General features: G+C 52.8%; 24 protein-coding genes, 2 tRNA genes and 1 other annotated feature. Of the genes, 14 read left to right on the top strand and 12 right to left on the bottom strand.

Translation table 11 applies throughout. The features are described from left to right. Positions 1-83 precede the first annotated feature (83 nt). Both B3B59_RS13760 and B3B59_RS13765 read left to right on the top strand, forming a co-directional pair. A complete protein-coding gene (locus B3B59_RS13760) occupies positions 84-1,538 on the top strand; it encodes an AMP nucleosidase (RefSeq protein WP_286809295.1) in 1,455 nt (484 codons plus the stop codon). 18 nt (positions 1,539-1,556) lie between these two features. Beyond that, a complete protein-coding gene (locus B3B59_RS13765; RefSeq protein ID WP_286809296.1) occupies positions 1,557-3,332 on the top strand; it encodes an aminopeptidase P family protein in 1,776 nt (591 codons plus the stop codon). Between the two features lie 53 nt (positions 3,333-3,385). On the opposite strand, the gene B3B59_RS13770 is transcribed toward B3B59_RS13765, so the two are convergent. Both B3B59_RS13770 and B3B59_RS13775 read right to left on the bottom strand, forming a co-directional pair. Further along, positions 3,386-3,461, bottom strand: a tRNA-Asn gene (locus B3B59_RS13770). Positions 3,462-3,541: 80 nt separating this feature from the next. Further along, positions 3,542-5,005: an EmmdR/YeeO family multidrug/toxin efflux MATE transporter gene (locus tag B3B59_RS13775; protein ID WP_286809298.1), complete on the bottom strand. Its 1,464-nt coding sequence runs from the start codon at positions 5,003-5,005 to the stop codon at positions 3,542-3,544. 193 nt (positions 5,006-5,198) lie between these two features. On the opposite strand from B3B59_RS13775, the gene B3B59_RS13780 reads away from it, so the two are divergent. After that, positions 5,199-5,274: transfer RNA gene (locus B3B59_RS13780), tRNA-Asn, on the top strand. A gap of 117 nt (positions 5,275-5,391) precedes the next feature. Here the strand turns inward: B3B59_RS13780 and B3B59_RS13785 are convergent. The 4 genes from B3B59_RS13785 to dacD all read right to left on the bottom strand — a co-directional run bounded on the left by B3B59_RS13785 (position 5,392) and on the right by dacD (position 8,820). Then, positions 5,392-5,727, bottom strand: coding sequence for a DUF496 family protein (locus B3B59_RS13785; protein WP_040074937.1), 336 nt, complete (start codon positions 5,725-5,727; stop codon positions 5,392-5,394). Between the two features lie 167 nt (positions 5,728-5,894). Further along, a complete protein-coding gene (locus B3B59_RS13790; protein ID WP_286809300.1) occupies positions 5,895-6,953 on the bottom strand; it encodes an FUSC family protein in 1,059 nt (352 codons plus the stop codon). Between the two features lie 101 nt (positions 6,954-7,054). After that, positions 7,055-7,528 carry a DNA gyrase inhibitor SbmC gene (gene sbmC, locus B3B59_RS13795; RefSeq protein ID WP_286809301.1) on the bottom strand — a complete coding sequence of 158 codons (474 nt, stop codon included), beginning with the start codon at positions 7,526-7,528 and terminating at the stop codon, positions 7,055-7,057. 119 nt (positions 7,529-7,647) lie between these two features. Continuing rightward, positions 7,648-8,820: a serine-type D-Ala-D-Ala carboxypeptidase DacD gene (dacD, locus tag B3B59_RS13800; RefSeq protein WP_286809524.1), complete on the bottom strand. Its 1,173-nt coding sequence runs from the start codon at positions 8,818-8,820 to the stop codon at positions 7,648-7,650. A gap of 1,117 nt (positions 8,821-9,937) precedes the next feature. Between dacD and B3B59_RS13805 the strand changes: the two genes are divergently transcribed. Further along, complete coding sequence (locus B3B59_RS13805) at positions 9,938-11,080, top strand: acyltransferase family protein (protein WP_286809525.1); 1,143 nt, start codon at positions 9,938-9,940, stop codon at positions 11,078-11,080. 1,565 nt (positions 11,081-12,645) lie between these two features. Next, positions 12,646-14,070 carry an exodeoxyribonuclease I gene (gene sbcB / locus B3B59_RS13810; RefSeq protein ID WP_286809303.1) on the top strand — a complete coding sequence of 475 codons (1,425 nt, stop codon included), beginning with the start codon at positions 12,646-12,648 and terminating at the stop codon, positions 14,068-14,070. 33 nt (positions 14,071-14,103) lie between these two features. Here the strand turns inward: sbcB and tsuB are convergent, their stop codons facing one another. The 6 genes from tsuB to B3B59_RS13835 all read right to left on the bottom strand — a co-directional run bounded on the left by tsuB (position 14,104) and on the right by B3B59_RS13835 (position 18,984). Continuing rightward, a complete protein-coding gene (tsuB, locus tag B3B59_RS13815) occupies positions 14,104-14,331 on the bottom strand; it encodes a thiosulfate utilization sulfurtransferase TsuB/YeeD (RefSeq protein ID WP_040074933.1) in 228 nt (75 codons plus the stop codon). 18 nt (positions 14,332-14,349) lie between these two features. Then, the gene (gene tsuA, locus B3B59_RS13820) at positions 14,350-15,405 is read right to left on the bottom strand and encodes a thiosulfate utilization transporter TsuA/YeeE (RefSeq protein ID WP_207292026.1); all 1,056 of its coding nucleotides are present in this window, start codon (positions 15,403-15,405) and stop codon (positions 14,350-14,352) included. Between the two features lie 156 nt (positions 15,406-15,561). After that, positions 15,562-16,920 carry an APC family permease gene (locus B3B59_RS13825; protein WP_046884827.1) on the bottom strand — a complete coding sequence of 453 codons (1,359 nt, stop codon included), beginning with the start codon at positions 16,918-16,920 and terminating at the stop codon, positions 15,562-15,564. Beyond that, positions 16,910-16,972 carry a membrane protein YoeI gene (gene yoeI, locus B3B59_RS20505; RefSeq protein ID WP_100245854.1) on the bottom strand — a complete coding sequence of 21 codons (63 nt, stop codon included), beginning with the start codon at positions 16,970-16,972 and terminating at the stop codon, positions 16,910-16,912. Before yoeI ends, B3B59_RS13825 begins: the two co-directional genes overlap by 11 nt. 219 nt (positions 16,973-17,191) lie before the next feature. Continuing rightward, positions 17,192-18,121 carry a LysR substrate-binding domain-containing protein gene (locus tag B3B59_RS13830; RefSeq protein WP_040074930.1) on the bottom strand — a complete coding sequence of 310 codons (930 nt, stop codon included), beginning with the start codon at positions 18,119-18,121 and terminating at the stop codon, positions 17,192-17,194. 38 nt (positions 18,122-18,159) lie between these two features. Beyond that, positions 18,160-18,984, bottom strand: a complete 825-nt coding sequence (locus B3B59_RS13835) for an SDR family oxidoreductase (protein ID WP_286809305.1) — start codon at positions 18,982-18,984, stop codon at positions 18,160-18,162. A 174-nt stretch (positions 18,985-19,158) separates the two neighbouring features. On the opposite strand from B3B59_RS13835, the gene hisL reads away from it, so the two are divergent. The 9 genes from hisL to hisIE all read left to right on the top strand — a co-directional run bounded on the left by hisL (position 19,159) and on the right by hisIE (position 26,374). Continuing rightward, positions 19,159-19,209, top strand: coding sequence for a his operon leader peptide (hisL, locus tag B3B59_RS13840; RefSeq protein WP_154298781.1), 51 nt, complete (start codon positions 19,159-19,161; stop codon positions 19,207-19,209). Continuing rightward, positions 19,185-19,307, top strand: a sequence feature (His leader region). (Overlaps the previous gene by 25 nt.) A 45-nt stretch (positions 19,308-19,352) precedes the next feature. Further along, on the top strand, positions 19,353-20,252 hold the full coding sequence (gene hisG, locus B3B59_RS13845) for an ATP phosphoribosyltransferase (protein ID WP_286809307.1): 900 nt from the start codon (positions 19,353-19,355) through the stop codon (positions 20,250-20,252). A 5-nt stretch (positions 20,253-20,257) separates the two neighbouring features. Continuing rightward, a complete protein-coding gene (hisD, locus tag B3B59_RS13850; protein ID WP_286809309.1) occupies positions 20,258-21,562 on the top strand; it encodes a histidinol dehydrogenase in 1,305 nt (434 codons plus the stop codon). After that, positions 21,559-22,620 carry a histidinol-phosphate transaminase gene (hisC, locus tag B3B59_RS13855; protein ID WP_286809311.1) on the top strand — a complete coding sequence of 354 codons (1,062 nt, stop codon included), beginning with the start codon at positions 21,559-21,561 and terminating at the stop codon, positions 22,618-22,620. Before hisD ends, hisC begins: the two co-directional genes overlap by 4 nt. Next, entirely contained in the window at positions 22,617-23,684 is a 1,068-nt protein-coding gene (gene hisB, locus B3B59_RS13860; RefSeq protein ID WP_040074925.1) for a bifunctional histidinol-phosphatase/imidazoleglycerol-phosphate dehydratase HisB, read from the top strand. The genes hisC and hisB overlap by 4 nt, the downstream gene beginning before the upstream one ends. Next, a complete protein-coding gene (gene hisH, locus B3B59_RS13865; protein ID WP_040074924.1) occupies positions 23,684-24,274 on the top strand; it encodes an imidazole glycerol phosphate synthase subunit HisH in 591 nt (196 codons plus the stop codon). Before hisB ends, hisH begins: the two co-directional genes overlap by 1 nt. Next, positions 24,274-25,011, top strand: coding sequence for a 1-(5-phosphoribosyl)-5-[(5-phosphoribosylamino)methylideneamino]imidazole-4-carboxamide isomerase (gene hisA / locus B3B59_RS13870; RefSeq protein ID WP_286782620.1), 738 nt, complete (start codon positions 24,274-24,276; stop codon positions 25,009-25,011). The genes hisH and hisA overlap by 1 nt, the downstream gene beginning before the upstream one ends. Further along, positions 24,993-25,769, top strand: a complete 777-nt coding sequence (hisF, locus tag B3B59_RS13875; RefSeq protein ID WP_040074922.1) for an imidazole glycerol phosphate synthase subunit HisF — start codon at positions 24,993-24,995, stop codon at positions 25,767-25,769. Before hisA ends, hisF begins: the two co-directional genes overlap by 19 nt. Further along, positions 25,763-26,374, top strand: coding sequence for a bifunctional phosphoribosyl-AMP cyclohydrolase/phosphoribosyl-ATP diphosphatase HisIE (gene hisIE / locus B3B59_RS13880; protein ID WP_286809313.1), 612 nt, complete (start codon positions 25,763-25,765; stop codon positions 26,372-26,374). The genes hisF and hisIE overlap by 7 nt, the downstream gene beginning before the upstream one ends. The last annotated feature ends 37 nt before the right edge of the window (positions 26,375-26,411 follow it).

A 26,411-nucleotide genomic window follows, 5' to 3' on the forward strand; every position in this document is an offset into this window, starting at 1 on the left:
GCTTCGCGTTGCCTGACTTTTGTTTCATAAGACGGTGTCATACTATCGGGTATGTCGTACACCTGTGGAACAAGGAGAAAGAGATGAATAATAAGGGCTCCGGCCTGACCCCGGCTCAGGCACTGGAAAAACTGAACGCGCTGTACGAGCAGTCAGTAAGCGATTTACGTAGTGCCATCAGTGACTATATTGAAGACGGTATGCTTCCTGATGTGGAAGCCAGAGCCAACGGTCTGTTTGTCTATCCATCGCTTTCCGTCACCTGGGATGGCAGCGTGACCAACTCCCCCAAAACCCGCGCCTATGGCCGGTTTACGCACGCGGGCTGCTACTCCACAACCGTGACCCGTCCGATGCTGTTTCGCCCCTATCTGGAAGAGCAGTTAACGCTGCTGTATCGGGATTATGACGCCCATATCACCGTAGAGCCTTCGCGCCACGAGATCCCCTATCCCTACGTGATAGATGGCTCCGCCCTGACGCTGGATCGCTCCATGAGCGCCGGGCTGACGCGCCATTTCCCGACCACCGAGCTGTCGCAAATTGGTGATGAGACCGCTGACGGGATCTACCATCCGGCGGAGTATTCCCCCCTTTCGCACTTTGATGCGCGCCGGGTGGATTTCTCGCTGGCGCGTTTGCGCCATTACACCGGCACCCCGGCAGAACATTTCCAGCCGTTTGTGCTGTTCACTAACTACACCCGCTATGTGGATGAGTTCGTGCGCTGGGGATGCAGCCAGATCCTCGATCCGGATAGCCCGTACATTGCCCTCTCCTGCGCAGGCGGGATCTGGATAACCGCCGAGACCGAGGCGCCAGAACAGGCCATTTCTGATCTGGCGTGGAAAAAACACCAGATGCCGGCCTGGCACCTGATCACCGCTGACGGCCAGGGCATCACCCTGATTAACATCGGGGTAGGACCGTCAAATGCCAAAACCATCTGCGATCATCTTGCGGTGCTGCGCCCGGATGTCTGGCTGATGATTGGTCACTGCGGCGGCCTGCGTGAAAGCCAGCTGATTGGCGATTACGTACTGGCGCATGCTTATCTGCGTGATGACCACGTGCTGGATGCCGTCCTGCCTCCGGACATCCCTATTCCGAGCATCGCCGAGGTACAACGCGCGCTCTACGACGCCACGAAAGAGGTGAGCGGTATGCCGGGTGAAGAGGTTAAACAGCGCCTGCGTACCGGTACGGTGGTGACAACCGATGACCGCAACTGGGAATTGCGTTACTCCGCCTCAGCGCTGCGCTTCAACCTGAGCCGCGCGGTGGCCATTGATATGGAAAGCGCCACTATCGCTGCCCAGGGTTACCGTTTCCGCGTCCCTTACGGCACCTTGCTGTGCGTATCCGACAAACCTTTACACGGCGAAATTAAGCTGCCCGGGCAGGCGAACCGCTTCTACGAGGGGGCGATCTCCGAGCATTTACAGATTGGCATTCGGGCCATTGATCGGCTGCGGGCCGAAGGCGATAAGCTGCACTCGCGCAAACTGCGAACCTTTAACGAGCCGCCGTTTCGCTAATCATAAAAAAGGAGCGTTATGCAAACCCCATCCCCTCTATCCGCGCTGCGCGAATGGCTTCGTGCGCAGAACCTTGACGGCATGATCGTGCCGCGGGCCGATGCCTTTCAAAGCGAATACTGCGCGCCGCACGATGACCAGCTGGCCTGGTTGACCGGCTTTGACGGTTCAGCGGGCCATGCGTTGATCCTCCAGGATCGGGCACTGATGTTCGTCGATGGCCGCTATCAGGTTCAGGTCCGTGAGCAGGTTGATTTAAACGCCTTCGAGATCCTGCATCTGCACAACGATCCGCTGGCCCCCTGGCTGCGGGAGAATCTCCGCCCCGGTGCGCGTATCGCGTTTGAAGCTATGTTGATGACCCCGGCGCAATACGACGCTCTGCGTGCCAGCCAGTGTACGCTGGTGCCGCTGAATGACTCCCCCTTCGACGACATCTGGCACGATCGCCCCCCGGCTCCGGTTGGGGCCATCCGCGAAATGCCGTATGAATACAACGGGGAGAACAGCGCCGACAAACGCCAGCGCGTGGCCGCCCTGCTTGATGCTCACAATGCGGATTACCTGGCGATTACCCAGCCGGACAACATCGCCTGGCTGCTGAATGTACGTGGCAGTGATATTCCAACCAGCCCGGTGCCCAACTCGTTTGCCCTGCTGGGACGCGATGGTCGCGTCGAGTGGTTTGTTAACGCCGATAAGACCCGCTCGCTCTCCCCTGCGCTACTGGCGAGCCTTACCCTCTCTCCAGAAGGTGATTTCCTCTCCCGGAGCCAGCATCTTTCGGCGGGCAAGCGCGTGATGATGGATGCCGATACCGCCCCCGTAGCCCTGCGTTTTGCGGTAGAAAAATCGGGTGAGATCGTCTGGAATGCCGATCCCATCACCCTGATGAAGGCACTAAAAAACCCGGTGGAGCTGGCGGGCTATCGTCAGTCTCACCATTATGACGGCGCGGCATGGGTTAATTTCCTCGCCTGGCTGGCACGTGAAGTGCCCCGGCGTGAGGCGGCTGGCAATCCGCTCACCGAGCTGGAAGCGCAAGAACAGCAGTTGGCTTTCCGCGCGCAACAGCCCGGCTTTATCGAGCCCAGTTTTGCCACCATTTCAGCCTCCGCCAGTAATGCGGCAATGTGCCACTACCACTCAAGCGAAAGCACCAACAAGGCCATCACCCACCGCGACTTTTATCTGAACGACTCGGGCGGCCAGTATCATAATGGCACCACCGATGCCACGCGCACCCTGGCCTACGGCCCGCTGAGCGCTCAGTGTCGTCTGCACTATACGGCCGTGCTCAAAGGGTTCCTGTCGATGATGAGCCTGCAGTTCCCGTCCGGCACCCAGGGACACCAGATTGACGCCTTTGCCCGCAGATCTCTGTGGGAGCTGGGTCTCGATTTCGATCACGGCACCGGCCATGGCGTGGGGCATCAATTGCTAATTCATGAAAACCCGCACCGCATCGCGAAAAAGGTCAATCCATGGCCGCTGGTGGCGGGGAATATTATGACCATCGAACCGGGTTACTATCTGGCCGATGCGTATGGCATTCGTATTGAAAACCAGGTGGAAGTGGTAGAGAGCCTGCCGGGCTTTTGCAAATTCGCCTCGCTGACGCTTATCCCGATCGATTTGAGTCAGGTGGAACTGCACCTGCTGAGCGAGCAGGAAAAACAGTGGCTGGACGACTACCACCAGCAGGTGCGGGAGGTACTCATGCCGCTGGTAGAGAGTGAGGCGCAGCAGTGGCTACTTGCCGCAACCGCCCCGATTCAGCGCCTGAAGGGGTAAATTCCCGGACGCAGAAAAGCAAAAAGCCTGCTTAAAAGCAGGCTTTTTAAATTTGGCTCCTCTGACTGGACTCGAACCAGTGACATACGGATTAACAGTCCGCCGTTCTACCGACTGAACTACAGAGGAATCGTGTGAACGGGGCGCATATTATCGATGCCACCCGGCGATGTCAAAGGCAGAATGCACATTTTGAATCGATTGCCGAATTATTCTCCAGTTTGCGCATCTATAAGTCGTTCTTTTGGCGCTTCCCGGACCGGACGCGGGTATTTCCACAGCCAGCGTCCACTCACCATTCGCCAGTAGAAGAACGCGCCGCGTACCGCCCAGTCCAGGAACATCCCCAGCCAGACGCCGACCACACCCCATCCCAGCATGATACCCAGCGTGTACCCGGCCACGACACGACAGCCCCACATACCGAGCATGGAGACCCACATCGCAAAACGTGCATCACGTGCCCCCTTCAGACCGGCAGGTAACACCCAGGAGGCAGCCCAGATCGGCATAAAGGCGGCGTTAAGCCAGATCAGGATCACTACCACATCTTTTACATCCTGCTCATGGGTATAGAAGGAGGCCATCAGACTGGCAAACGGCGCGGTACCCCAGGCGATGGCGGTTAACCCTATGGTCGAGAGCCAGAAAACATGTCGGAGCTGCCGCTCGGCCTGGCCAATCTGCCCTTTGCCCAGGCGTTTACCGGTGATGATGGTGGATGCCGAGCCGAGGGCGTTCCCCGGCAGGTTAATCAGCGCCGCAATGGAAAAAGCAATAAAGTTGCCGGCGATGACGTCGGTGCCCATCCCGGCAACAAACATCTGCGTCAGTAATTTTCCGCTGTTAAACAATACGGATTCAATGCTGGCCGGCACGCCAATACCCATCACCTCCCAGATAATGGCGAAGTTAAGCGGCCGAAAGTAGCTCTTCAGGCTGATGCGAAGCGAGGGAGTGAACCCCACCGCCAGCACTGCAATAATAGCAATCGCGCCAATATAGCGAGAGATGGTCAGCCCCAGCCCGGCGCCGATAAAGCCCAGTCCATCCCAGGAGAAAATACCGTAGATCAGCACGCTGCTGATCATGATGTTCAGTATGTTCATCCCGCCGTTAATCATCAGCGGAATTTTCGTATTGCCTGCCCCACGCAAGGCCCCGCTGCCAATCAGGGCGATGGCTGCCGCGGGATAGCTCAGCACGGTCATTTCCAGATACGAGAGCGCCAGGGCCTTAACCTCGTTTGTCGCCTCCCCCGCCACGATGTTGATGATCTCTTCACCGTAGTAGTGGATCACCGCCGCCAGCACTATCGAGAACAAGGTCATGATCACCAGCGACTGGCGGGCAGCAGCGCGCGCGCGTCGCGGATCGCGCTTTCCGAGGCTGAACGCCACCACCACCGTGGTACCCAGATCGATAGCCGCAAAGAAGGAGATGATGACCATGTTAAAGCTATCTGCCAGACCCACGCCCGCCATCGCCTCCTTGCCCAGCCAGCTGACAAGGAAGGTGCTCAGCACGCCCATCAGCAGTACACAGGTATTTTCCAGAAAGATAGGCACAGCAAGGGGGGTGATTTCACGCCAGAACAGAACCCGATAACTTTTACGTTTGGTATACCAGGGCGTACGCATGACGCGCTGGCGTAAAGCGGAAGTGACGTTCAAAATGGACCTTAGCGAGAAAGTTGAAACTCCATTTCAAATGATGAGGGAGAATAGACGATCCTGCAAAGTATTTTGCAGAAAAAAGTGTGGGTTAATGCGTCAATCTGCTGAATGAATCGTCAGTTAAACAAAATGCGTTAAGATCAGGTTTGACAAAACTTTTTTCGCCGCTAAGATAACGCTCCACAACGATTCCTCTGTAGTTCAGTCGGTAGAACGGCGGACTGTTAATCCGTATGTCACTGGTTCGAGTCCAGTCAGAGGAGCCACATTTAAGAAGCCTGCTTTCGAGCAGGCTTTTTGCTTTTCTGTGACCAGACGGCCTTATGTGAGGCGCAAAAAAAAGCCCCCCGAACAAATCGGAGGGCCTGGATAGCTGGCGGAGGTTACTCGCTTTTGGCTTCCACGTGCTTCATTTCGCCCATCACTTTCAGCTTTTTCGAGATCTCACGGCGCTCTTTGGAGATCTCAGCGTTTTTGATGATGTAATCATCTACGCGGTCCTCGTAGTCGCTCTTCATGCTGGCGATGATGCCCTGGATAGCTTCAACGCTCATACCCGGTTTGATGTAATCGCTCAGGTTGTCCAGCAGCAGTACGCGCTTCTGGTTGTCACGGATCTTTTTCTCAACGTCCTGAATTTCACGCTGCAGTTTGTTCTTGCGGCGGAACAGGCGGACGAATTCCAGAACATCCTGGAACGAAGGCTTGGTAGTTTCCATTTTTACACCCCTGATAATGTGAGATTCGGATTCGTTTAAACAACCGCTATGGCAGTAACCTTACTGACAGCGATTGCGGATGACAATAATTTTTGCTTTGGTCTTATCATAACCGTAAATGGTGCTGAATCGAAGCAGCAGACATCACTCAACGTGATGGCTGCGCTTTATTTGCGCAGCGCCCGGCAGATTAAGTGTGAAAGCAGTTCCAGTTGACGCGCCAGCTCCATACTCAACCATACATAGCCATGAATAGGCGTTTCCGCCACGTTTTGGCTCTGATGCTCATTAATCAACTGACGCAGTTCGGCAACGATCTCATTCAGCTTTTCAGTGTTGGCCAGAATCGGCTGCGGATTGCCTTCATACAGGGCGTGGGCAATGGTGAGCAGCGTTTGCTGGGTCATCTGCTGCGTCTCTTTTAGGGTACGGGCGTTTAGCATCACAAAGTGGCTCTCTCGCGATGCCCAGTGCGCATTGATTTGAAGCTCCAGCATACAGACCAGATTGCGACTGACGGTCTGGATCCCCTCAAAAATAGACTTCTGGATGTGCGTCTCTTTACTGGCGGGGGTAATAAGACCTCGCATTTTCACTACGTCATTCAGGATGGTTTGCAGGCGCTTTTCCAGGCGCGGGCGCTCAACAAGATTAGGGGAAAAGCCGGCCTGATAAACGCGGTTAAAGGCCGTCACATAGTTAGCCATCTGAATGCGCCAGTGCAAAAATGCCCGCTGCGGCCAGATACCCGTGAAGAGCATTGCCAGCAGTGAACCCAGTATCACATCGCCGCTTCGCCACAATGCCGTATTCATATCCCCCGTTGGCGCACCGACAACCACCGCCAGGGTGATGCCAATCAGCAGTGCCTGGTAAGGTTTTTTACCCAGCGCCAGCCAGCCGCAAAGGAACATCGCCGCCGCACACCAGAGCAACATCAAGGGCAGTGAATAGAGCTCCAGCTTCAGGGCAATCAGGCCCAGCGCCGAGCCTAAGATAGTGCCGCCGATACGTTCAAACGCCCTGGGTACCACATTACCCCAGAAAGAGATTGGCCCCATAATTACCACCAGGGTAATGAGCGGCCACGTCCCTTCCGGCACATGCAGTAGGCGCACAAGCAGGAAAGTGAGGATAAACGCCAGCGCGATGCGGCATCCATGCACCACGCGGTAATGACGATAGAGACGAATTTCAGACGAGGTTAATGGTTTATCGGGGCGCACACCCGCTCTCCAGCCATTGAATAAAGTCTGATTGTAACTGGTTTTCTGCCGTAGAGGGGTCTGCGGCAGAAAAACCCTTTAGATTCTATGCCTAAAGGTTACTAACCCGCTTTGTGCTGTACCGGAATATACATTTCGATATCCCAGTAGCCGTCGGCATTACCGTCGTTCAGGTAGCGCTCGAAGCAGGGTTTTGGCGCGATCTGGTAGCGATTGTCCTCCAGCAAGCTGGCGAACAGATGATTCCAGGGCGTCGCGAAATCGTGATTTTCGACACGGGCAGTGGCAGAGGCGTATTCGCCTTCGGCGACCTCGGTCAGGATCACCCCTTCGCTATTGGCAGGCAGCGTAAAATCGTCGGCGACGCGGACGACGGTGTCGCAGCGCAGTTTTTCCGCAGGCACTTCATCAGGGTTATCGTAATAGACCGCCAGCCATTCCTGTAAGGGAATGTCATGACCGTCGACCCACATAACAAGCTGTTCGAACCCCTGTTTTACCGTCTGCTCCCACGGTCCGACCAGGTGAAAACCCGCGATTTTACGTTTAGGTTGATGCGAAATGTTATAGTCCATGCTGCCTCCTTTATCACTGTATATTCATACACTATAAAGCAGTGTAAAGCGGTGTGACAAACGTGAAGTGTTTATTATGCGAGCAGACTCGCAGAGTCGCCAGTCTGCTCGCGGGCAGGTTATATTTTGTGGTGAATATAGTCGCTCAGTCGCGAGAACATCCCCCCCTTCCCGACAGGCTCAAGGGTGACCAGCGGCCAGTGCGCCACCACTTTGTCGCGATCGTATAAAGCGATTTCGCCAACGTGCTGATGCGCAGCAATCGGCGCTTCAAGCTCTTTTTTATCCAGGACATAGCGCGCTTTAATATTGGCCACTTCCGCCTTCGGCAGCGCCAGCCAGAAGTCCTGATCGGTACCCAGCGCAATCTTCTCTTTATCGCCGTACCAGATGCGCTCGGTTCCTACTTGCTTGCCGCTGCGCAGGATCTGCACAGTATCAAAGTTCTGCTGGCCCCAGTGCAGCAGCTTGCGCGCCTGATCTTCACGCGCTTTCGGGCTTTCGGCACCCATCACAACGGCAATAAGACGTCGCTGCCCATCCACCGCAGAGGCGATCAGGTTAAAGCCGGCACCGGAGGTGTGCCCGGTTTTAAGACCATCAACATCAAGGTTTTTATCCCATAACAGACCGTTACGGTTTTGCTGGGTAATGCCGTTCCAGGTGAGGCTCTTCTCGCTGTACATGTGATAAAACGCCGGCTCACCATGAATAATCGCGCGGGAGAGTACTGCCAGGTCGTAAGCCGAGCTGTGCTGCCCTGGCGCATCCAGGCCATGCACGGTTTCGAAATGGGTGTCGCGCAGATTCAGTTTCTGCACATAGTCGTTCATCATGTTCACAAACTGCGGCTGTCCGCCTGCCACATGATCGGCCAGCGCCACGCAGGCGTCGTTTCCGGAATCGACAATCAAACCGCGGCTTAAATCCCGTACGGTAATGCGATCGCCGGGTTTGATAAACATCAGTGAGGAACCGTCGAAAACGGGATTCCCTTTGGCCCAGGCATCGCGCCCCACGGTGACCACATCGTCGGCAGAGATACGGTGACTATCAATCGCGCGATCGACAACATAGCCGGTCATCAGCTTAGTGAGGCTGGCCGGGTTACGTTGCTGATGTTCGTTGCCCGCCGTTAAAACTTGCCCGGTCGTATAATCCATCAACACCCATGATCCTGCCTGTATAGCAGGCGGTCGCGGCGCATAATCAATCGGGTCGGCAGCCAGCGCGGATGAAATACTTACAGCGAGCAAAGAAACTGCAATAAACAGACGGCGTTTCAACGGTATATCCTCAGGTCATTTAAAATCGTTGACCTTTTTACGGAAGTTCTGATGTCGATACCTGGATAAATTGCAATGAAATGTGACAGAGCGCAGATTTTTTTTGCGTGGCAGGTCCGCAATTTTCATCTTTTCGACCGCTTTTTCTTCGGCATGCCTGAACGGATGATTTCCTATAGAGGGTGACTTACAAACAGGATGGTATTACTGGTGTCTGACTCTGCCGCGCTGATGACGATCTATTTTTAAGCGCTTAACTGCTTATAGTCGCTACCAATATGAGATTTAACGTTTGAGTGTTTTATTAGATATATGATAAGGCACGCCGACTGGTTTTTACATTACTGATAATTATTATTCTACAGCGCTCGGTTGATAAAGCAGTCATCCGAACAATTGCTTCTGCCGCTACCATAGCCTCCTCTCCTGTTGACTCACATCGCTTGTTATGAACGCCTTATGTTAATACTGGTTTGGTGTTAGCGTGACCGTCGGCAATCTCTATGACTCCACTCGCAACGCTCAGGCAGCAACTGGCTAGCGACTGTCGCTGCTCAATATCAGGCTACTACCAGTGACTGAAAGCTAACGTAAAACTCCCTGTTTGGGTTATGGAACATGATCTAGCAGTTCTCGCCTCCATTTCGGGAGTTATAATTAAGGGTCTTTAGCTAATGCTTGATCCCCTGATTGGTTTCATACAAAGGCCTATTCCAATTGACTATAAAATCGTTGCTTAAAAAGTGCAGCTTTGAAACAGTTTAGTCCCCGTTAGGTTCGCCTTTGATTACAATGTCAATGGCGCTTGGTATAGCGTAGATGTTGCCCATGTAATGCCCTACACAAATTCTCAAAATATATTCAATATCAACTGTTATAGCTGTCGATTAAGTCCAGAATGTTTGCTAAAATCTCCATTTCTCAGAATTCACTAATATCTTTGATCTTGATTATTTCAGATATTAGATGTGCGAGAAGCTCGGTAGTATGCGAATTTTCAATTTGTTGACTCACATACTGACTCAGGCTGAACTTTTTCTGCCAAAATGCTCTGAACACTCTTTGGCCACTGCGCCCGAACACCATCATTAACTAACCGGATGGAACGTTATTAGTGAGTTTTATGATGAATCACTCTTTATATTTTTTGCTTATCTTTGTTGCTTCTATTTTGTCGGTATCGATATTATTCCGTGCACATTTTTTCAGTTTTCTTGACGAAGAATCCAGCGCACCTAGCAGGGTTGTTGGTCTTGATGGCTTAAGATTTTATCTGGCTGCATTTGTTGTCTTGCATCACATTGATTGTTTTCATAGTTTCATAGATACAGGAAAGTGGGCACCATCACAATACTACCTGTGGGCACTTGGTAAGTATGGTGTAGCTTTATTTTTCATGATCACAGCATTTCTTTTTTGGGGCAAGATACGCAATAAACAAAGCATCGACTGGGCGTCACTCTACAGAGGAAGGGCACTCCGAATAGTGCCAATGGCTATATTTTCATCATTCCTTGCCGTAATAATGGTAACAATATACTCATACCAAACAGATGGATTTTTTTTCAACGTTAAAAATGTTATTCCCTGGTTTGATGCTTCTATATTTAACCTTAGACCTGATTTCACAAACTTCAAAACCCCTAAAGTTGCTATGGCTGGGGTAACATGGACTTTGAAATGGGAGTGGTTATTTTATTTCTTACTGCCTCTACTGTTCATTTTCAGAAATAAGGGCCTAGAATTCGCAATTGCCGGCTGCGCATTATGCTTTTATCTACTTCCACAGATAGATGCACAAAACGCATATATTTGGTCTTACTTCGCATTTGGAATTTTATGTAAGGAATTGTCCCTAATTGTTAAGATAAACAACAAAGTTGCCAGCTCATTAGCATTACTATCATTGCTAGTTCTTTTTGTATCTGAACCTGGTTTTTTTTCCGTCACAGGGACTCCTCTCCTCGCCTTAATTTTCCTATGCGTAACCTGCGGTTCTGATATTTTTGGCTCTTTATCTATGAAGTCAGCCAAGAGGCTTGGAACGATTAGCTATAGCATATATATAATGCAGGGACCGATATTATTCCCTTTTTTCATAATGCTTAAACAATACCAACTCCAAATGTATACACTAACGTCTGCAGCTGTAGTGGTGCTGTTATTCATTTTACTATGCGTCATATGCTGCGCTACATATGTTTGGATTGAGAAAAGATTCATGAATGGCTTTTCTAAAAACATCACAGCCGAGGCTCGATATTAAAAGCGCTACTCTATGACGCGTTGTTTCCACTCACGCAAATGGAGCAAAAAATATTCGCAGGCTGCTTAAAATGGACCTATCCGCATAAGAGCCTGCGCTATCACTTAATCTTAGAAGTTACTTATGGCGCTTGCATCGGCCATATCAGCAGAGACATTTCATATCGACCCGATAATTTCCTGGAATATAAATCATGGCACTACAATCATTTACGTTAAAAGAAAAATGATGGATGATATTAACTCCTGCATTCAATAAGCGCTAATACCTAGAGGGTATGTCATAAGTGTTCTCAACAACCGTCATCTCTTCTTCAACAATTTTCATAGCCCTTATAACAAAAAGTTAACACGCCATTTTCTATATAATCAGAGGTAGAGAAATCCTGAAATTTTCAATCAAAGTCAACCCACCTCATTTTATGAATATAATATATCTACATGCCATCTGAAAGACCGAATCAAAGGTCGGTTAACATCTAATTAGCTGAATATATTTTCAGTTTCACTCACCTTATTCATAAGCATTTTAAACACTAGCCCTTTATAATAAAGCATTAAATGGAGTGGTTTATATATCTTATTGCTTAATTAACCAGCCTCCCCTCAAGAGACAAAAGCAACAGAAAGCAAGGATACAATGAACATATGCAAGTGATGATTATTAATATTGAGAAACCTTTAAATCCAGTAATAAATTTCAAATATAGATTAAAGCACGGTCATTACTTTTTTTACACCAATCTTGTAAGGGTTATTTTTTGAGGATTAGCGATATCTTAAATGTAAAAAACGCTCATCACACGAATACAACCAGTTGAACACTGTGTAAACTTATTCGGAGCAATCCCTCCTGACAGCAGGCATGAACTATCTCAGCAGTATTCGTCGCTATTAGCATTAGCTTTTGTTATCTAATAAAACAGCTGGCAATATGCCTTTATAACAAGTTCCGGCTGGATTCCCCATACTATAGAATACTTTGTTGGGCAAGCTAATCAAGCCTTTTATATATAAAAAATACATTTTCATACCATCCTCATAAGTATTTATCAGCGAGGTAACATTAATAGTAAACTGGTAAATAATCATAGCCCTTGTATGAGAAGAATTTTGACATAATTCCGAATCAGAAATCGAGGCGTTATGTATGCGGTTCTGCGCCAATGAGATAACGGTCTCGCATTTAAGTAGTAATCTGCAGAGCCTCTTGAGTTCAAAAGATTGGTATATATTAATAACACCCCACCGAGATTTCCCTTTCCATTAATGCCAATATCGAAATCGGGTCATTCACTATAAATGTGGCCTCAAGCCCAATCAGCATCGGCACTTCTTGTGGACCCGATTATGGTTTACCATTACTGGGATGCTGAATAAGTTGCGATGCCTATAGATAATATTTGGTACGCTCGAACGAGTGGTTTGGTTTGGTACGTTTCCTGTACGCTCAATCACATGGACATCGAGGCATTTTAAACGTTCGTGGACAAACTCAGGTGTAGAAAGGGTTGTTTTTCGAGTGGTAACAGGCAGTTAATAAACGAATTTGGATAATGTGAAACAATGGCAGATACCGATAAACAACCTACCTTCCTTTTCCACGATTACGAAACCTTTGGTACCAGCCCGTCGCTGGACCGCCCTGCCCAGTTTGCAGCTATCCGAACCGATGCCGACTTCAACATTATCGGCGAGCCGGAAGTGTTCTGGTGCAAACCAGCAGACGACTATCTGCCTCAACCCGGCGCAGTGATGGTGACAGGCATTACGCCGCAGGAAGCTCGCGCTAAAGGGGTTACCGAAGCGGAGTTTGCCCGCCGTATTCACGATCTGTTTACCGTACCCAATACCTGCGTGGTGGGTTATAACAACGTGCGCTTCGATGATGAAGTGACGCGCAATATCTTCTACCGCAACTTCTACGATCCCTACGCCTGGAGCTGGCAAAACGGCAACTCTCGCTGGGACCTGCTGGATGTGATGCGCGCATGCTATGCCCTGCGTCCGCAGGGAATAAACTGGCCTGAAAACGATGAAGGGCTGCCCAGTTTTCGACTTGAGCATCTGACCCGTGCTAACGGTATCGAACACAGTAATGCCCACGATGCGATGGCGGATGTTTACGCCACCATTGCCATGGCAAAGCTGGTGAAAGCTCACCAGCCGAAGCTGTTCGATTATCTGCTGAGCCACCGCAGTAAGCAGAAACTGACTACCCTCATCGACGTCCCGCAAATGAAACCCCTGGTCCATGTCTCAGGGATGTTTGGCGCCTGGCGGGGTAACACCAGCTGGGTAGCCCCTCTGGCCTGGCACCCGGAAAACCGTAACGCGGTGATTATGGTAGACCTGGCGGGGGACATCTCTCCCCTTCTGGAGCTAGATAGCGATACCCTGCGCGAGCGGCTTTATACGCCTAAAGATGAACTGGGCGACGAGTCTGCCGTGCCGGTGAAGCTGCTGCATATCAATAAATGCCCGGTACTGGCGCAAGCGAATACCCTGCGTCCGGAAGATGCTGACCGGCTGGGTATCGACCGTCAGCGCTGTCTGGATAATCTGAAGGTGCTTCGCGAGAATCCCCAGGTGCGGGAGAAAGTGGTGGCAATTTTCGCCGAAGCCGAACCTTTTACGCCATCAGATAACGTGGATGCCCAGCTTTATAACGGCTTCTTCAGCGATGCGGACCGTGCGGCAATGAACATCGTTTTGCAAACCGAACCACGTAATCTGCCCGCGCTGGATTTGACCTTTGCCGATGCGCGTATAGAGAAGCTTATCTTTAATTACCGTGCCCGTAACTTTCCCGGCACGCTGGATGAAGACGAGCAGGCGCGCTGGCTGCAGCATCGTCGCAACGTCTTTACGCCTGAGTTCTTGCAGGCTTACGCCCAGGAGCTGGAGATGCTCTACGGTCAGTATGAAGGTAATAACGAGAAGCTTGGGCTACTGAAGGCGCTTTATCAATACGCCCAGGAGATCGTCTGATTACGCCCTCCCGCGGCCGGGAGGGTGTTTGGCTCAGGCCTTCTGAACGGTGATGCTCCACGCGGCATCACCCACCTGCTGATAATCTGTGATCGCGTGCCCCTCTTCTGCCGCCCACTGTGGGATGGCTTCTGTCGCCTGCGTGCAGTCGAATTCGATAATCAATTCATCACCGCTGGCCATCTCAGCCAGCGCGGCTTTTGCTTCAATCAGTGGAAACGGGCAAACCTGCGTCACCACATCCAGTTTTTTAATCGCCATAACAGCTCCTGTTATTCATCAGGCCGTCGCAGCCGCAAGTTTCGCTTTGCGTTGCGGACGGACATATAAAAACCATGACGCAGTCCATACGCCAAGGATCATAAAGGCCAGACCAATCCAGCCCTGCCAGGTCATCATTGCCGTCATGACCAGGCCATTGCCGATAGAGCAACCACCGGCCATACTGGCGCCAACTCCCATCAGCATGCCACCCAGGCCGCTGCGTAGCGTGGTTTGCGCATCTGCGGCGCGTACACGAAACTCGCGGCTGGCTTTCGCGGCAATAAAGGAACCCAGGAAAATCCCCAGCACCAGGAAGACGCCCCAGTTCAGGAACTTGCTCTGTCCGGCTACCAGGAACTGCAGAATATTGGCCGTCGGGGAAGTCACCCCTAAACCGAACATACGCCCTGTCGCCTCGCTCAGTGGCCATGCCAGCAGCGCGATCAAACCAATGAGAACGGCGGTGACAAAGGGATGCCAGCGCTTTTCAAACAGCAAGTGAGCAAGACCGGTACGGCGCGGCGGCAATGACGCGACCTTAAGCTTAGGTTTACGCAGCTCTTTGCTTACAGCCCAGAGCGTGACCACCAGTAACAGCGCAATCAACGGCCAGACAGAGAAACCAAAGGTCTCGGCAATAGAGTTGTGCCCGGTACTGTAAGTTTTTAGCACCTGATTAAGGCCATCCGCATGGGGTGAACGCATTACCGCGCTCAGCAGCATATAGGTGAAGAGCGCAATCCAGCTGCCGATCAACCCTTCGCCAGCGCGATACCAGGTTCCGGTGGCACAGCCGCCTGCATAGACGATACCCAGGCCAAAGATATAGCCCCCCACTACGGTACCAAGCCATGGAAAGGTGCCGGCATCATACTGCACCAGTCCCATCTGAATGAGCGCAAATACGCCCAGACTCTGGATGGAGATAGCAATTAAGAGGGCATAAAACATGCGGTTGTTTTTCGCAATGTACATGTCGCGAAAACCGCCGGTGAGACAGAACCGCCCACGCTGCATAACAAAACCCAGCAGCGCGCCGCAGAAGAGTCCGCTAAAGATCATAGAAAGCATAATTATTAATAAGCCAGCAAAACATCAGGAGGCAAATTATTAATGACTCGCCGGGCAGGGACAAATAACCAAATGTTCCTGGTTAGAACCTTTAGTTATTTCAGATATAAAAAAACCGGAGGCGATGTCTCCGGTTTTATTATTCAACGCTATCGATTATGCAACGTCTTCGTACTGCGGTACCGGGTTACGGAAGCTTTTGGTCACGCAAGCCAGATAAACCAGACCGATACCACCCCAGATCAGACCCAGAACCATGGAGCTCTCTTCCAGGTTAACCCACAGTGCACCCACAGTCAGGGCACCACAAACTGGCAGAATCAGGTAGTTAAAGTGGTCTTTCAACGTCTTGTTACGCTTCTCACGGATCCAGAACTGCGAGATAACCGAGAGGTTAACGAAGGTAAAGGCCACCAGCGCACCGAAGTTGATCAGCGCGGTTGCGGTTACCAGGTCAAAGTTGATGGCCAGCAGTGCGATCGCACCGACCAGCAGCACGTTCCATGCCGGGGTACGCCATTTCGGATGAACATAACCGAAGAAGCGCGTCGGGAACACGCCATCGCGGCCCATCACGTACATCAGACGAGAAACCCCTGCGTGTGCAGCCATACCGGATGCCAGAACGGTCACGCTGGAGAAGATCAGCACGCCCCACTGGAAGGTTTTACCCGCAACGTACAACATGATTTCTGGCTGTGACGCGTCCGGATCTTTAAAGCGAGAGATGTCCGGGAAGTACAGCTGCAGGAAGTAGGAAGCACCGATAAAGATCAGGCCGCCAATCAACGCCGTCAGGAAGATGGCACGCGGAATCACGCGCTCTGCGTCTTTGGTCTCTTCAGACAACGAGGAGATACCATCGAAGCCGAGGAACGAGAAGCAGAGAATGGTCGCGCCGGTAATCATCGGCACAACGTGCGCCCCTTCAGACCAGAACGGACGGGTGCTGGTGAGCGTACCTGCCCCTTCACCGTGGGAAACGCCATAAATGATCAGACCCACGATAACCGCCACAATACCCATCTGCAGAATAACGATCAGGGTATTGAAGTTAGCCACGGTTTTGATGCTGCGCAGGTTAGAGATGGTCATAAAGGCCACCAGCGCCACAACGAAAATCCACGACGGTATAGAAGGTACCAGCGCTTCGAAGTAAATTTTAGCCAGCAGAATGTTGATCATCGGCATGAACAGGTAGTCCAGCAGAGATGACCAGCCCACCATAAAGCCAACAGCCGGGCTAATGGATTTCTGAGCATAGGTGTATGCAGAGCCTGCAGACGGGAAACGGCGAACCAGTTTACCGTAGCTCAGCGCTGTAAAGAGAATCGCGACCAGCGCAAAGGCGTACGCCGTTGCAACGTGACCGTCAGTAAGGCCTGATACGATACCGAATGTATCGAACAGCGTCATTGGCTGCATGTAGGCAAGGCCCATCATAACAACCGGAATCAACGTAAGGGTTTTACGTAATTCCACGCGAGAGGTGTTTGGAGTTGCGTTATGCGACATAGTTAATCTCCTTTACGGTGATAACCGCCACGTAAGCGAAAAATTGCCCCATTTCGTTTATTCCTCAGCGACAACAACTGTCGGATTTTAGTAAATATCTATCCGGTACGAAGCCCGGCCTCTTGGTTTTAGTTTCGTTTCGTACATGCAAAAAAAAATAACCGACGCCTTTTATATCGTCGATTATTCATTTGTTTGCAGCGGCGGCATTTTGCCCCATCTGCTGGCAGTAATGCAATAGATTGCGAAGGCATGCAAAACTTTATTTGATCTAACTGGCTGATTTTTCGACGCCAGCTGCTGCATAAACTGCAGCAATAGCACTATTTGCTAAAATCTCTTGCCGCCACCATGCACTGGCAAGCCCCGCAGTTTGCTCATTCCAGCCTATCCATACCGACTCATCACTGGTCTGTGCTAAAACCTGCTTTTCTATTAGCGCTCCGCTTTCTATAAAGCGCTGGGCTAAATAGCGAGGCAGATAACCGCAACCGAGGCCGTTTATTTGCAGTTCAAGTTTAGTTTTAAAGTCAAATACGGTGATGGCCTCTTGATCGTCGAGCAGTTGAGACGAAACCGCACAGCCAGGCAAACTATTATCTCCCACCACGATAGCGCGGTAATTTTTAATAACGCGTCGGTTAATAGGTTCGGCTTCCTGAGCAAGGGGGTGATGCGGCGCTACTACGAAGACCTGCTCCAGTTTACCAAGACAGGCAAAGCCAAAGGCACTGAGCTGGGGAGGCTCATGGAGTGCACCGACGATAATGTCCGCCCGGCCCTGAATTAGTGCCTCCCAGGACCCGGCCAGCACGCCGTTGATAAATTTCAGCCGCGTGACGCTATGGCGCGCATAAAAAGCCTCGATCAGCGGAGCCAGTAACGAAAACGGAAAGGTATCATCCACGCCAATGACCAGTTCATTTTCCCATCCCTGGTGCAGTTTAATGGCCTGTTTTTCCAGCTCACGCACGGCGTGCAGTACATCCCGCCCCTTCTCCAGCAGCATTTGCCCGGTACGGGTAAAGCGGGCGCGGTGCCCGGTACGATCGAGGATCTGGATATTGAGATCGCTTTCCAGCTTGTGCACGGTATAGCTGAGCGCCGAGGGCGTTTTAAACAGTTTTGCCGACGCAGCGGCAAAACTGCCCTCTTTTTCCAGCGCATCGAGGATGATAAGAACATCCAGCAGTGGTTTCATGCTTCCCCCTTGTGGCGCAATTGCCTCCGCGGGCTGCATCACTCCATCGGCATAACCAGCGGATCGGGAAATTGATACTCAAATCCCAGTTCGTGACAGATACGGTTACCATCAATCACTTTGCCTTTTCTTTCGCCCTGCGCATCGTGGAAATGCGGAGGTTCCAGACCAAGCTGACGCGCCATAACCGGGTAGAAGGTGCTACGAGCGGGATGAGAGGGCGCACATATATTATAGATGTGTCCGCCTTTTGGAGCCTGCAAAAGCAGGGTAATTGCCGCGATGACATCTTCAAGATGCACAAGATTAACGCCATGTTGCCCGTCCGGCGCCGTTTTCCCCGCAAAGAAACGACCCGGGTGACGCCCCGGCCCGACCAGGCCGGCAAGACGCAGGATATCAACCTGTGTACCCGGTAAATTGTGCAGCCAGTCTTCCAGGTCTTTTAATACCCGTCCGCTCGCGGTGACCGGCGCGCGCGGACTGTCCTCTTTGACCGTTCCTTCGGTATCGCCATAGACCGAGGTTGAACTGGTAAAGATAATGCGTGGAATATCATGGGCCAGGGCGCTGTCGACAATCTCCTGCATCGCCTGCAGGTAGAACCCGTCTCCCGGTCCGGTTCGGCGGGCGGGCAGCGTAATGACCAGCGCGTCGACATTCATCAGCGTATCCAGATCGTCGGCATCGCAGATAAGCTCTGGCTCCAGGCGCAATTCGACCCCTTCGATACCGCACATCCGCGCGGCTTCCACGCCGTCTACGGTGGTTTTGCTGCCCGTCACCTGCCAGCCTCTTGCCGTTAATGACATCGCCAGCGGCATCCCTAACCACCCTAAACCGACAATTGCGACCTTTTTCATCCGTCTTCTCCTGACATTTACGCGTCTCTGTTAAGGCTACGCCAGCCGTCCGGAACTGACAATTCATAGCTACAATATGAAATGAATTAATGATTAAAAAAAGCCCTTGCTTTCAGTGACACAAGTGGTTTAGGTTAAAAGACATCACATGAATAAGCATTCATCGAGAATTTTATGACACGCGTTCCATTTAAACACCACCATCATCACCATCATCCTGACTAGTCTTTCAGGCGATGTGTGCTGGAAGACATTCAGATCTTCCAGTGGTGCATGAACGCAAGAAAAGCCCCCGGAAGATCTTCTTCCGGGGGCTTTTTTTTGGATCGTATTCAGACAGGTTAAAACAGGATCACGAGGAACCAACAATGTTAGATAATTCACGTTTACGCATAGCTATTCAGAAATCAGGCCGTTTGAGCGATGATTCACGCGAGCTTCTGGCGCGCTGCGGCATTAAAATTAACCTGCACACACAGCGCCTGATCGCGCTGGCAGAGAATATGCCGATTGATATTCTGCGCGTACGTGATGACGATATTCCAGGCCTGGTGATGGATGGCGTGGTGGATCTGGGGATTATTGGCGAGAACGTGCTGGAAGAAGAGCTACTGACCCGCCGTGCGCAGGGTGAGGATCCGTGTTACTTTACGCTACGTCGTCTGGACTTCGGCGGTTGCCGCCTGTCGCTGGCAACCCCGGCTGACGAAGCCTGGGACGGCCCGGCCTCCCTCAACGGTAAGCGCATCGCCACCTCTTATCCGCACCTGCTGAAGCGTTACCTCGACCAGAAAGGGGTGCAATTTAAATCCTGTCTGTTGAATGGTTCAGTTGAGGTCGCGCCGCGCGCCGGACTGGCCGATGCCATTTGTGACCTGGTTTCCACCGGTGCGACCCTCGAGGCGAATGGCCTGCGTGAAGTGGAAGTCATGTTCCGTTCAAAAGCCTGTCTCATTCAGCGCGATGGCGAGATGCCTGATGCCAAACAGCAGTTGATTGACCGCCTGCTGACTCGTATCCAGGGCGTTATCCAGGCGCGTGAATCCAAATACATCATGATGCACGCCCCGACCGAGCGTCTGGACGAAGTGATTGCCCTGCTGCCGGGTGCCGAGCGCCCAACTATTCTTCCACTGGCTGGCGATCAGCAGCGCGTAGCAATGCACATGGTGAGCAGCGAAACCCTCTTCTGGGAAACCATGGAAAAACTGAAATCGCTGGGTGCCAGCTCTATCCTGGTACTGCCTATTGAGAAGATGATGGAGTAATGGCCATGAGCTTTAACACAATCATCGACTGGAATAGCTGTAGTGCCGCGCAGCAAGGGGAATTACTGATGCGCCCGGCGATCTCCGCCTCCGACAGCATTACCCGTACCGTTGCGGAGATTCTCGAAAACGTCAAAAACCGCGGCGATGACGCACTGCGTGAATACAGTGCTAAGTTCGATAAAACCGAGGTGCGTGCCCTGAAGGTTAGTGCGGAAGAGATTGATGCCGCCAGCGCGCGCCTGAGCGATGAACTGAAGCAGGCGATGGCCGTTGCTGTAAAGAATATCGACACCTTCCACACGGCGCAGAAACTGCAAAACGTCGATATCGAAACCCTGCCAGGCGTGCGCTGCCAGCAGGTAACCCGCCCGATTGACTCCGTCGGCCTTTATATCCCGGGGGGCTCAGCCCCTCTCTTTTCTACCGTATTAATGCTGGCGACCCCGGCACGCATTGCGGGTTGCCGTAAAGTGGTGCTCTGTTCTCCTCCGCCAATTGCAGATGAGATCCTCTATGCCGCACAGCTGTGCGGCGTGCAGGAAATCTTCAACGTGGGTGGCGCGCAGGCTATCGCAGCGCTGGCGCTGGGCACCGATTCGATTCCTCGCGTGGATAAGATCTTTGGCCCTGGCAATGCCTTCGTGACCGAAGCCAAGCGCCAGGTGAGCCAGCGTCTGGACGGCGCGGCCATTGATATGCCTGCCGGCCCTTCTGAAGTGCTGGTGATCGCCGACAGCGGTGCCACGCCTGACTTTGTTGCCTCCGATCTCCTGTCGCAGGCAGAGCACGGCCCCGATTCTCAGGTGATCTTACTGACGCCGGATGCGGGCATGGCACAACGCGTGGGCGAAGCCGTAGAGCGCCAGCTGGCCGATCTCCCCCGTGCAGAGACGGCCCGCCAGGCGTTATCTGCCAGCCGTCTGATTGTGGCCAGTGACTTGGCCCAGTGCGTGGCGATCTCTAACCTCTACGGACCTGAGCACCTGATCATTCAGACCCGCAACGCCCGTGACCTGGTCGACAGCATTACCAGCGCTGGATCGGTATTTCTGGGCGACTGGTCACCCGAATCCGCTGGCGATTACGCCTCGGGGACGAACCACGTGCTGCCAACCTATGGTTATACCGCTACCTGCTCCAGCCTGGGACTGGCGGATTTCCAGAAACGGATGACCGTGCAGGAACTCTCTCGTGAAGGCTTCGCCTCCCTGGCGGCGACCATCGAAACCCTGGCCGCTGCAGAACGCCTGACCGCCCATAAGAATGCCGTTACGCTGCGCGTTGCAGCCCTGAAGGAGCAAGCATGAACATTGAAGAGCTGGCCCGCGACAACGTCCGCGCGCTGACCCCGTATCAGTCTGCTCGTCGTCTGGGCGGAAGCGGCGATGTCTGGCTGAATGCCAATGAATTCCCCACACCTGTGGAGTATCCCCTCACCCAACAAACGCTCAACCGCTATCCGGAATGCCAGCCAAAGGCGGTTATTGAAAATTATGCCGCTTATGCCGGCGTAAAGCCGGAGCAGGTGTTGGTTAGCCGGGGCGCTGACGAAGGCATCGAACTGCTGATTCGCGCGTTCTGTGAGCCAGGCAAGGACGCGGTGCTCTACTGCCCGCCAACCTACGGTATGTATAGCGTGAGCGCCGAAACCTTCAATGTGGAACTGCGCAAAGTAGCTGCCCGCGACGACTGGCAGCTCGATTTGCAGGCTATCGCCGATAATCTGGACGGCGTGAAGGTGGTGTTTGTCTGCAGCCCGAATAATCCGACCGGGCAACTGATCAACCCGCAGGATATCCGCACCCTGCTGGAGATGACTCGCGGGAAAGCACTGGTGGTGGCAGACGAAGCTTATATCGAGTTTTGCCCGCAGGCGACGCTGGCAGGCTGGCTGGATGAGTATCCGCACCTGGTGATCTTGCGTACATTATCGAAAGCCTTCGCCCTCGCCGGGCTGCGCTGTGGATTTACCCTGGCCAATAAACCGGTAATTGACCTGCTGATGAAGGTCATCGCACCCTATCCGCTCTCTACGCCAGTTGCTGATATCGCGGCCCAGGCGCTGGCTCCGCAGGGCATTAACGCGATGCGTGACCGCGTGGCGCAGATCCTTGTTGAACGTCAGTACCTGGTGAACGCTTTAAAGTCCATTCCCTGCGTTGAACAGGTATTCGATTCGGAAACGAACTACATCCTGGTGCGCTTTACCGCCTCCAGCTCAGTATTTAAATCTTTGTGGGATCAGGGCATTATCTTACGGGATCAAAATAAACAACCTTCCCTGAGCGGCTGCCTGCGCATCACCATCGGCACCCGTAAAGAGAGCCAGCGCGTTATCGACGCCCTGAATGCGGAGAAAGTATGAGCCAGAAGACCCTCTTTATCGATCGTGACGGCACCCTTATTTCGGAGCCCCCCAGCGATTATCAGGTCGATCGTTTCGACAAACTGGCCTTTGAAGCCGACGTGATCCCTACTCTGCTGAAGCTGCAGAAAGCCGGTTTCAAACTGGTAATGATCACCAATCAGGATGGGCTGGGTACCGTCAGCTTCCCGCAGGCAGACTTTGACGGCCCGCATAACCTGATGATGCAGATCCTCTCCTCGCAGGGGGTGGTGTTCGATGACGTGCTTATCTGTCCGCACCTGCCGGCGGATAATTGCGAATGCCGTAAGCCGAAGGTCAAGCTGGTAGAGCAGTATCTGGCAGACGCGGTACTCGATAAGGCTAACAGCTATGTCATTGGCGACCGCGCCACCGACATTCAGTTGGCGGAGAACATGGGCATCGCTGGCCTGCGTTACAACGCTAACGACCTTAACTGGGCCATGATTGGCGAACAACTCACGAAACGCGACCGCTACTCTCACGTTGAGCGTAATACCAAAGAGACGCAAATTGATGTGAAGGTCTGGCTGGATCGCGAAGGCGGTAGCAAAATCCACACCGGTGTCGGTTTTTTTGATCATATGCTGGATCAGATCTGTACCCACGCCGGTTTTCGCATGGAGATTGCCGTTAAAGGTGACCTTTATATTGACGATCACCACACCGTTGAAGATACCGGTCTGGCGTTGGGCGAAGCCCTCAAGCTGGCGCTGGGGGACAAGCGTGGCATCAACCGCTTTGGTTTTGTGCTGCCCATGGATGAGTGTCTGGCACGCTGTGCCCTCGACATTTCGGGTCGGCCGCACCTGGAATACAAAGCCGATTTTACCTATCAGCGCGTGGGCGACCTGAGCACAGAGATGGTCGAGCACTTCTTCCGTTCACTCTCCTACACCATGGGTGTAACCCTACACCTAAAAACCAAAGGGAAGAACGATCACCACCGCGTAGAGAGCTTGTTCAAAGCCTTCGGCCGTACTTTGCGCCAGGCTATTCGTGTGGAAGGTGACGCCCTGCCGTCGTCGAAGGGAGTGCTGTAATGAATGTGGTGATCCTTGATACCGGCTGCGCCAATCTGAACTCGGTAAAATCGGCCATTGCCCGTCACGGTTATGACCCCGTGGTGAGCCGTGATGCCGATATTGTGCTGCGCGCCGACAAACTGTTTTTACCCGGCGTGGGCACCGCCCAGGCCGCGATGGATCAGATCCACGAGCGTGAGTTAGTCGAACTCATCAAAGCCTGCACCCAACCGGTATTGGGTATCTGCCTCGGCATGCAGCTTCTGGGTCGCCGTAGCGAAGAGAGTAACGGCGTGGATTTGCTGGATATTATCGAGCAGGACGTCCCCAAAATGACCGACCACGGTCTGCCGCTGCCGCATATGGGCTGGAACCGCGTCTACCCGAAAGCGGGTAATCGCCTGTTCCAGGGCATTGAGGATGGCGCATATTTTTACTTTGTGCACAGTTACGCCATGCCAGTGAACACCTACACCATTGCCCAGTGCCAATACGGCGAAGCATTTACCGCAGCGGTGCAGAAAGATAACTTCTATGGCGTGCAGTTCCACCCGGAGCGGTCGGGTGCCGCAGGCGCACAGCTGCTGAAAAACTTCCTGGAGATGTAATGATTATTCCAGCATTAGATTTGATTGACGGCACCGTTGTTCGTCTGCACCAGGGCGACTACGGCCAGCAGCGCGATTATGGCAAGGATCCGCTGCCGCGTTTGCAAGATTATGCCGCTCAAGGGGCTGAAGTACTGCACCTTGTAGACCTGACCGGCGCAAAAGATCCCACCAAACGCCAGATCTCCCTCCTGACAAAACTGGTTGCCGGCGTGAACGTGCCGGTGCAGGTCGGTGGTGGCGTACGTATTGAAGAAGATGTGGCGGCGTTGCTTAACGCGGGCGTGGCGCGCGTGGTGGTCGGTTCTACTGCGGTAAAAGATCCCGAAACGGTGAAAGGCTGGTTTCGTCGCTTTGGCGCTGACGCGCTGGTATTAGCGCTGGACGTACGTATTGACGACCAGGGCACGAAGCAGGTGGCAGTAAGCGGCTGGCAGGAAAACTCCGGCGTCACCCTGGAAGCACTGGTGGACACCTATCTCCCGGTTGGTCTAAAGCATGTCCTTTGCACGGATATCTCCCGGGATGGCACCCTCGCGGGCTCGAACGTCTCGCTGTACGAAGAAGTCTGCGCCCGTTATCCGCAGGTGGCGTTCCAGTCCTCAGGTGGTATTGGTGAGCTGGATGATATTGCTGCCCTGCGTGGGACAGGCGTGCGTGGCGTGATCGTAGGACGCGCCCTGCTGGAAGAGAAATTTACGGTGACGGAGGCAATTCAATGCTGGCAAAACGGATAATTCCCTGCCTCGACGTACGCGATGGTCAGGTGGTAAAGGGGGTGCAGTTCCGCAACCACGAGATCATCGGCGACATCGTCCCGCTGGCCAAACGCTATGCCGATGAAGGCGCGGATGAGCTGGTCTTTTACGATATTACGGCCTCCAGCGATGGCCGCGTGGTGGATAAAAGCTGGGTGGCACGCGTCGCGGAAGTGATTGATATTCCGTTCTGCGTGGCGGGAGGCATCAAGTCGGCAGAGGATGCTGCAAAAATCCTCTCCTTCGGCGCTGATAAAATTTCGATCAACTCCCCTGCCCTGGCAGAGCCGGAGCTAATCACCCGTCTGGCGGATCGCTTTGGCGTACAGTGCATTGTGGTGGGGATTGATACCTGGTTTGATGAAGCCACCGGCAAATATCATGTTAACCAATATACCGGCGATGAGAGCCGCACCCGGGTGACGCAGTGGGAGACCCTCGACTGGGTGCAGGAGGTGCAAAAACGCGGAGCGGGCGAAATCGTACTGAATATGATGAACCAGGACGGCGTACGCAACGGGTATGACCTGGCACAGCTGAGCAAAGTTCGCGCCGTGTGCAACGTGCCGCTGATCGCTTCTGGCGGTGCCGGAACGATGGAGCATTTCCTGGAAGCCTTCCGCGACGCTAATGTCGACGGTGCGCTGGCCGCATCGGTGTTTCACAAGCAGATAATTAATATTGGTGAGTTAAAAACGTTCCTGGCGGACCAGGGCGTGGAGATACGGGTATGTTAACAGAGCAACAACGCGCGCAGCTGGACTGGGAAAAAACCGCCGGCCTGTTGCCGGTCGTGGTACAGCACGCGGTATCGGGCGAAGTGCTAATGCTGGGGTATATGAATCAGGATGCCCTGCAGCAGACCCTCTCCACCGGTAAAGTGACTTTTTTCTCACGTACTAAACAGCGTTTATGGACCAAAGGTGAAACCTCGGGCCATTTCCTGAATGTGGTGAGCATCACGCCGGACTGTGATAACGATACCCTGCTGGTGCTGGTTAACCCTATCGGCCCAACCTGCCATCTGGGTACCAGCAGTTGCTTTGGTGAGGCCAGCCACCAGTGGCTGTTTTTATATCAGCTGGAGCAACTTTTAGCAGAACGTAAAACGGCCGACCCGGATAGCTCGTATACCGCCAAACTTTACGCCAGCGGTACCAAACGTATCGCGCAGAAAGTGGGAGAAGAAGGTGTAGAAACCGCTCTCGCTGCGACGGTACATGACCGCGACGAACTGACCAATGAAGCCTCTGATTTGATGTATCACCTGCTGGTGCTGCTTCAGGATCAGGAGCTGGATTTAACGACGGTTATTGAAAACTTGCGTAAAAGACACAAATAAAAAAACCGGGGAAACCCGGTTTTTTTTGCTTAATGAA

Origin of the sequence: Leclercia sp. UBA2479 (assembly GCF_002341985.1) — a bacterium.
GTDB lineage: Bacteria > Pseudomonadota > Gammaproteobacteria > Enterobacterales > Enterobacteriaceae > Enterobacter > Enterobacter pneumoniae.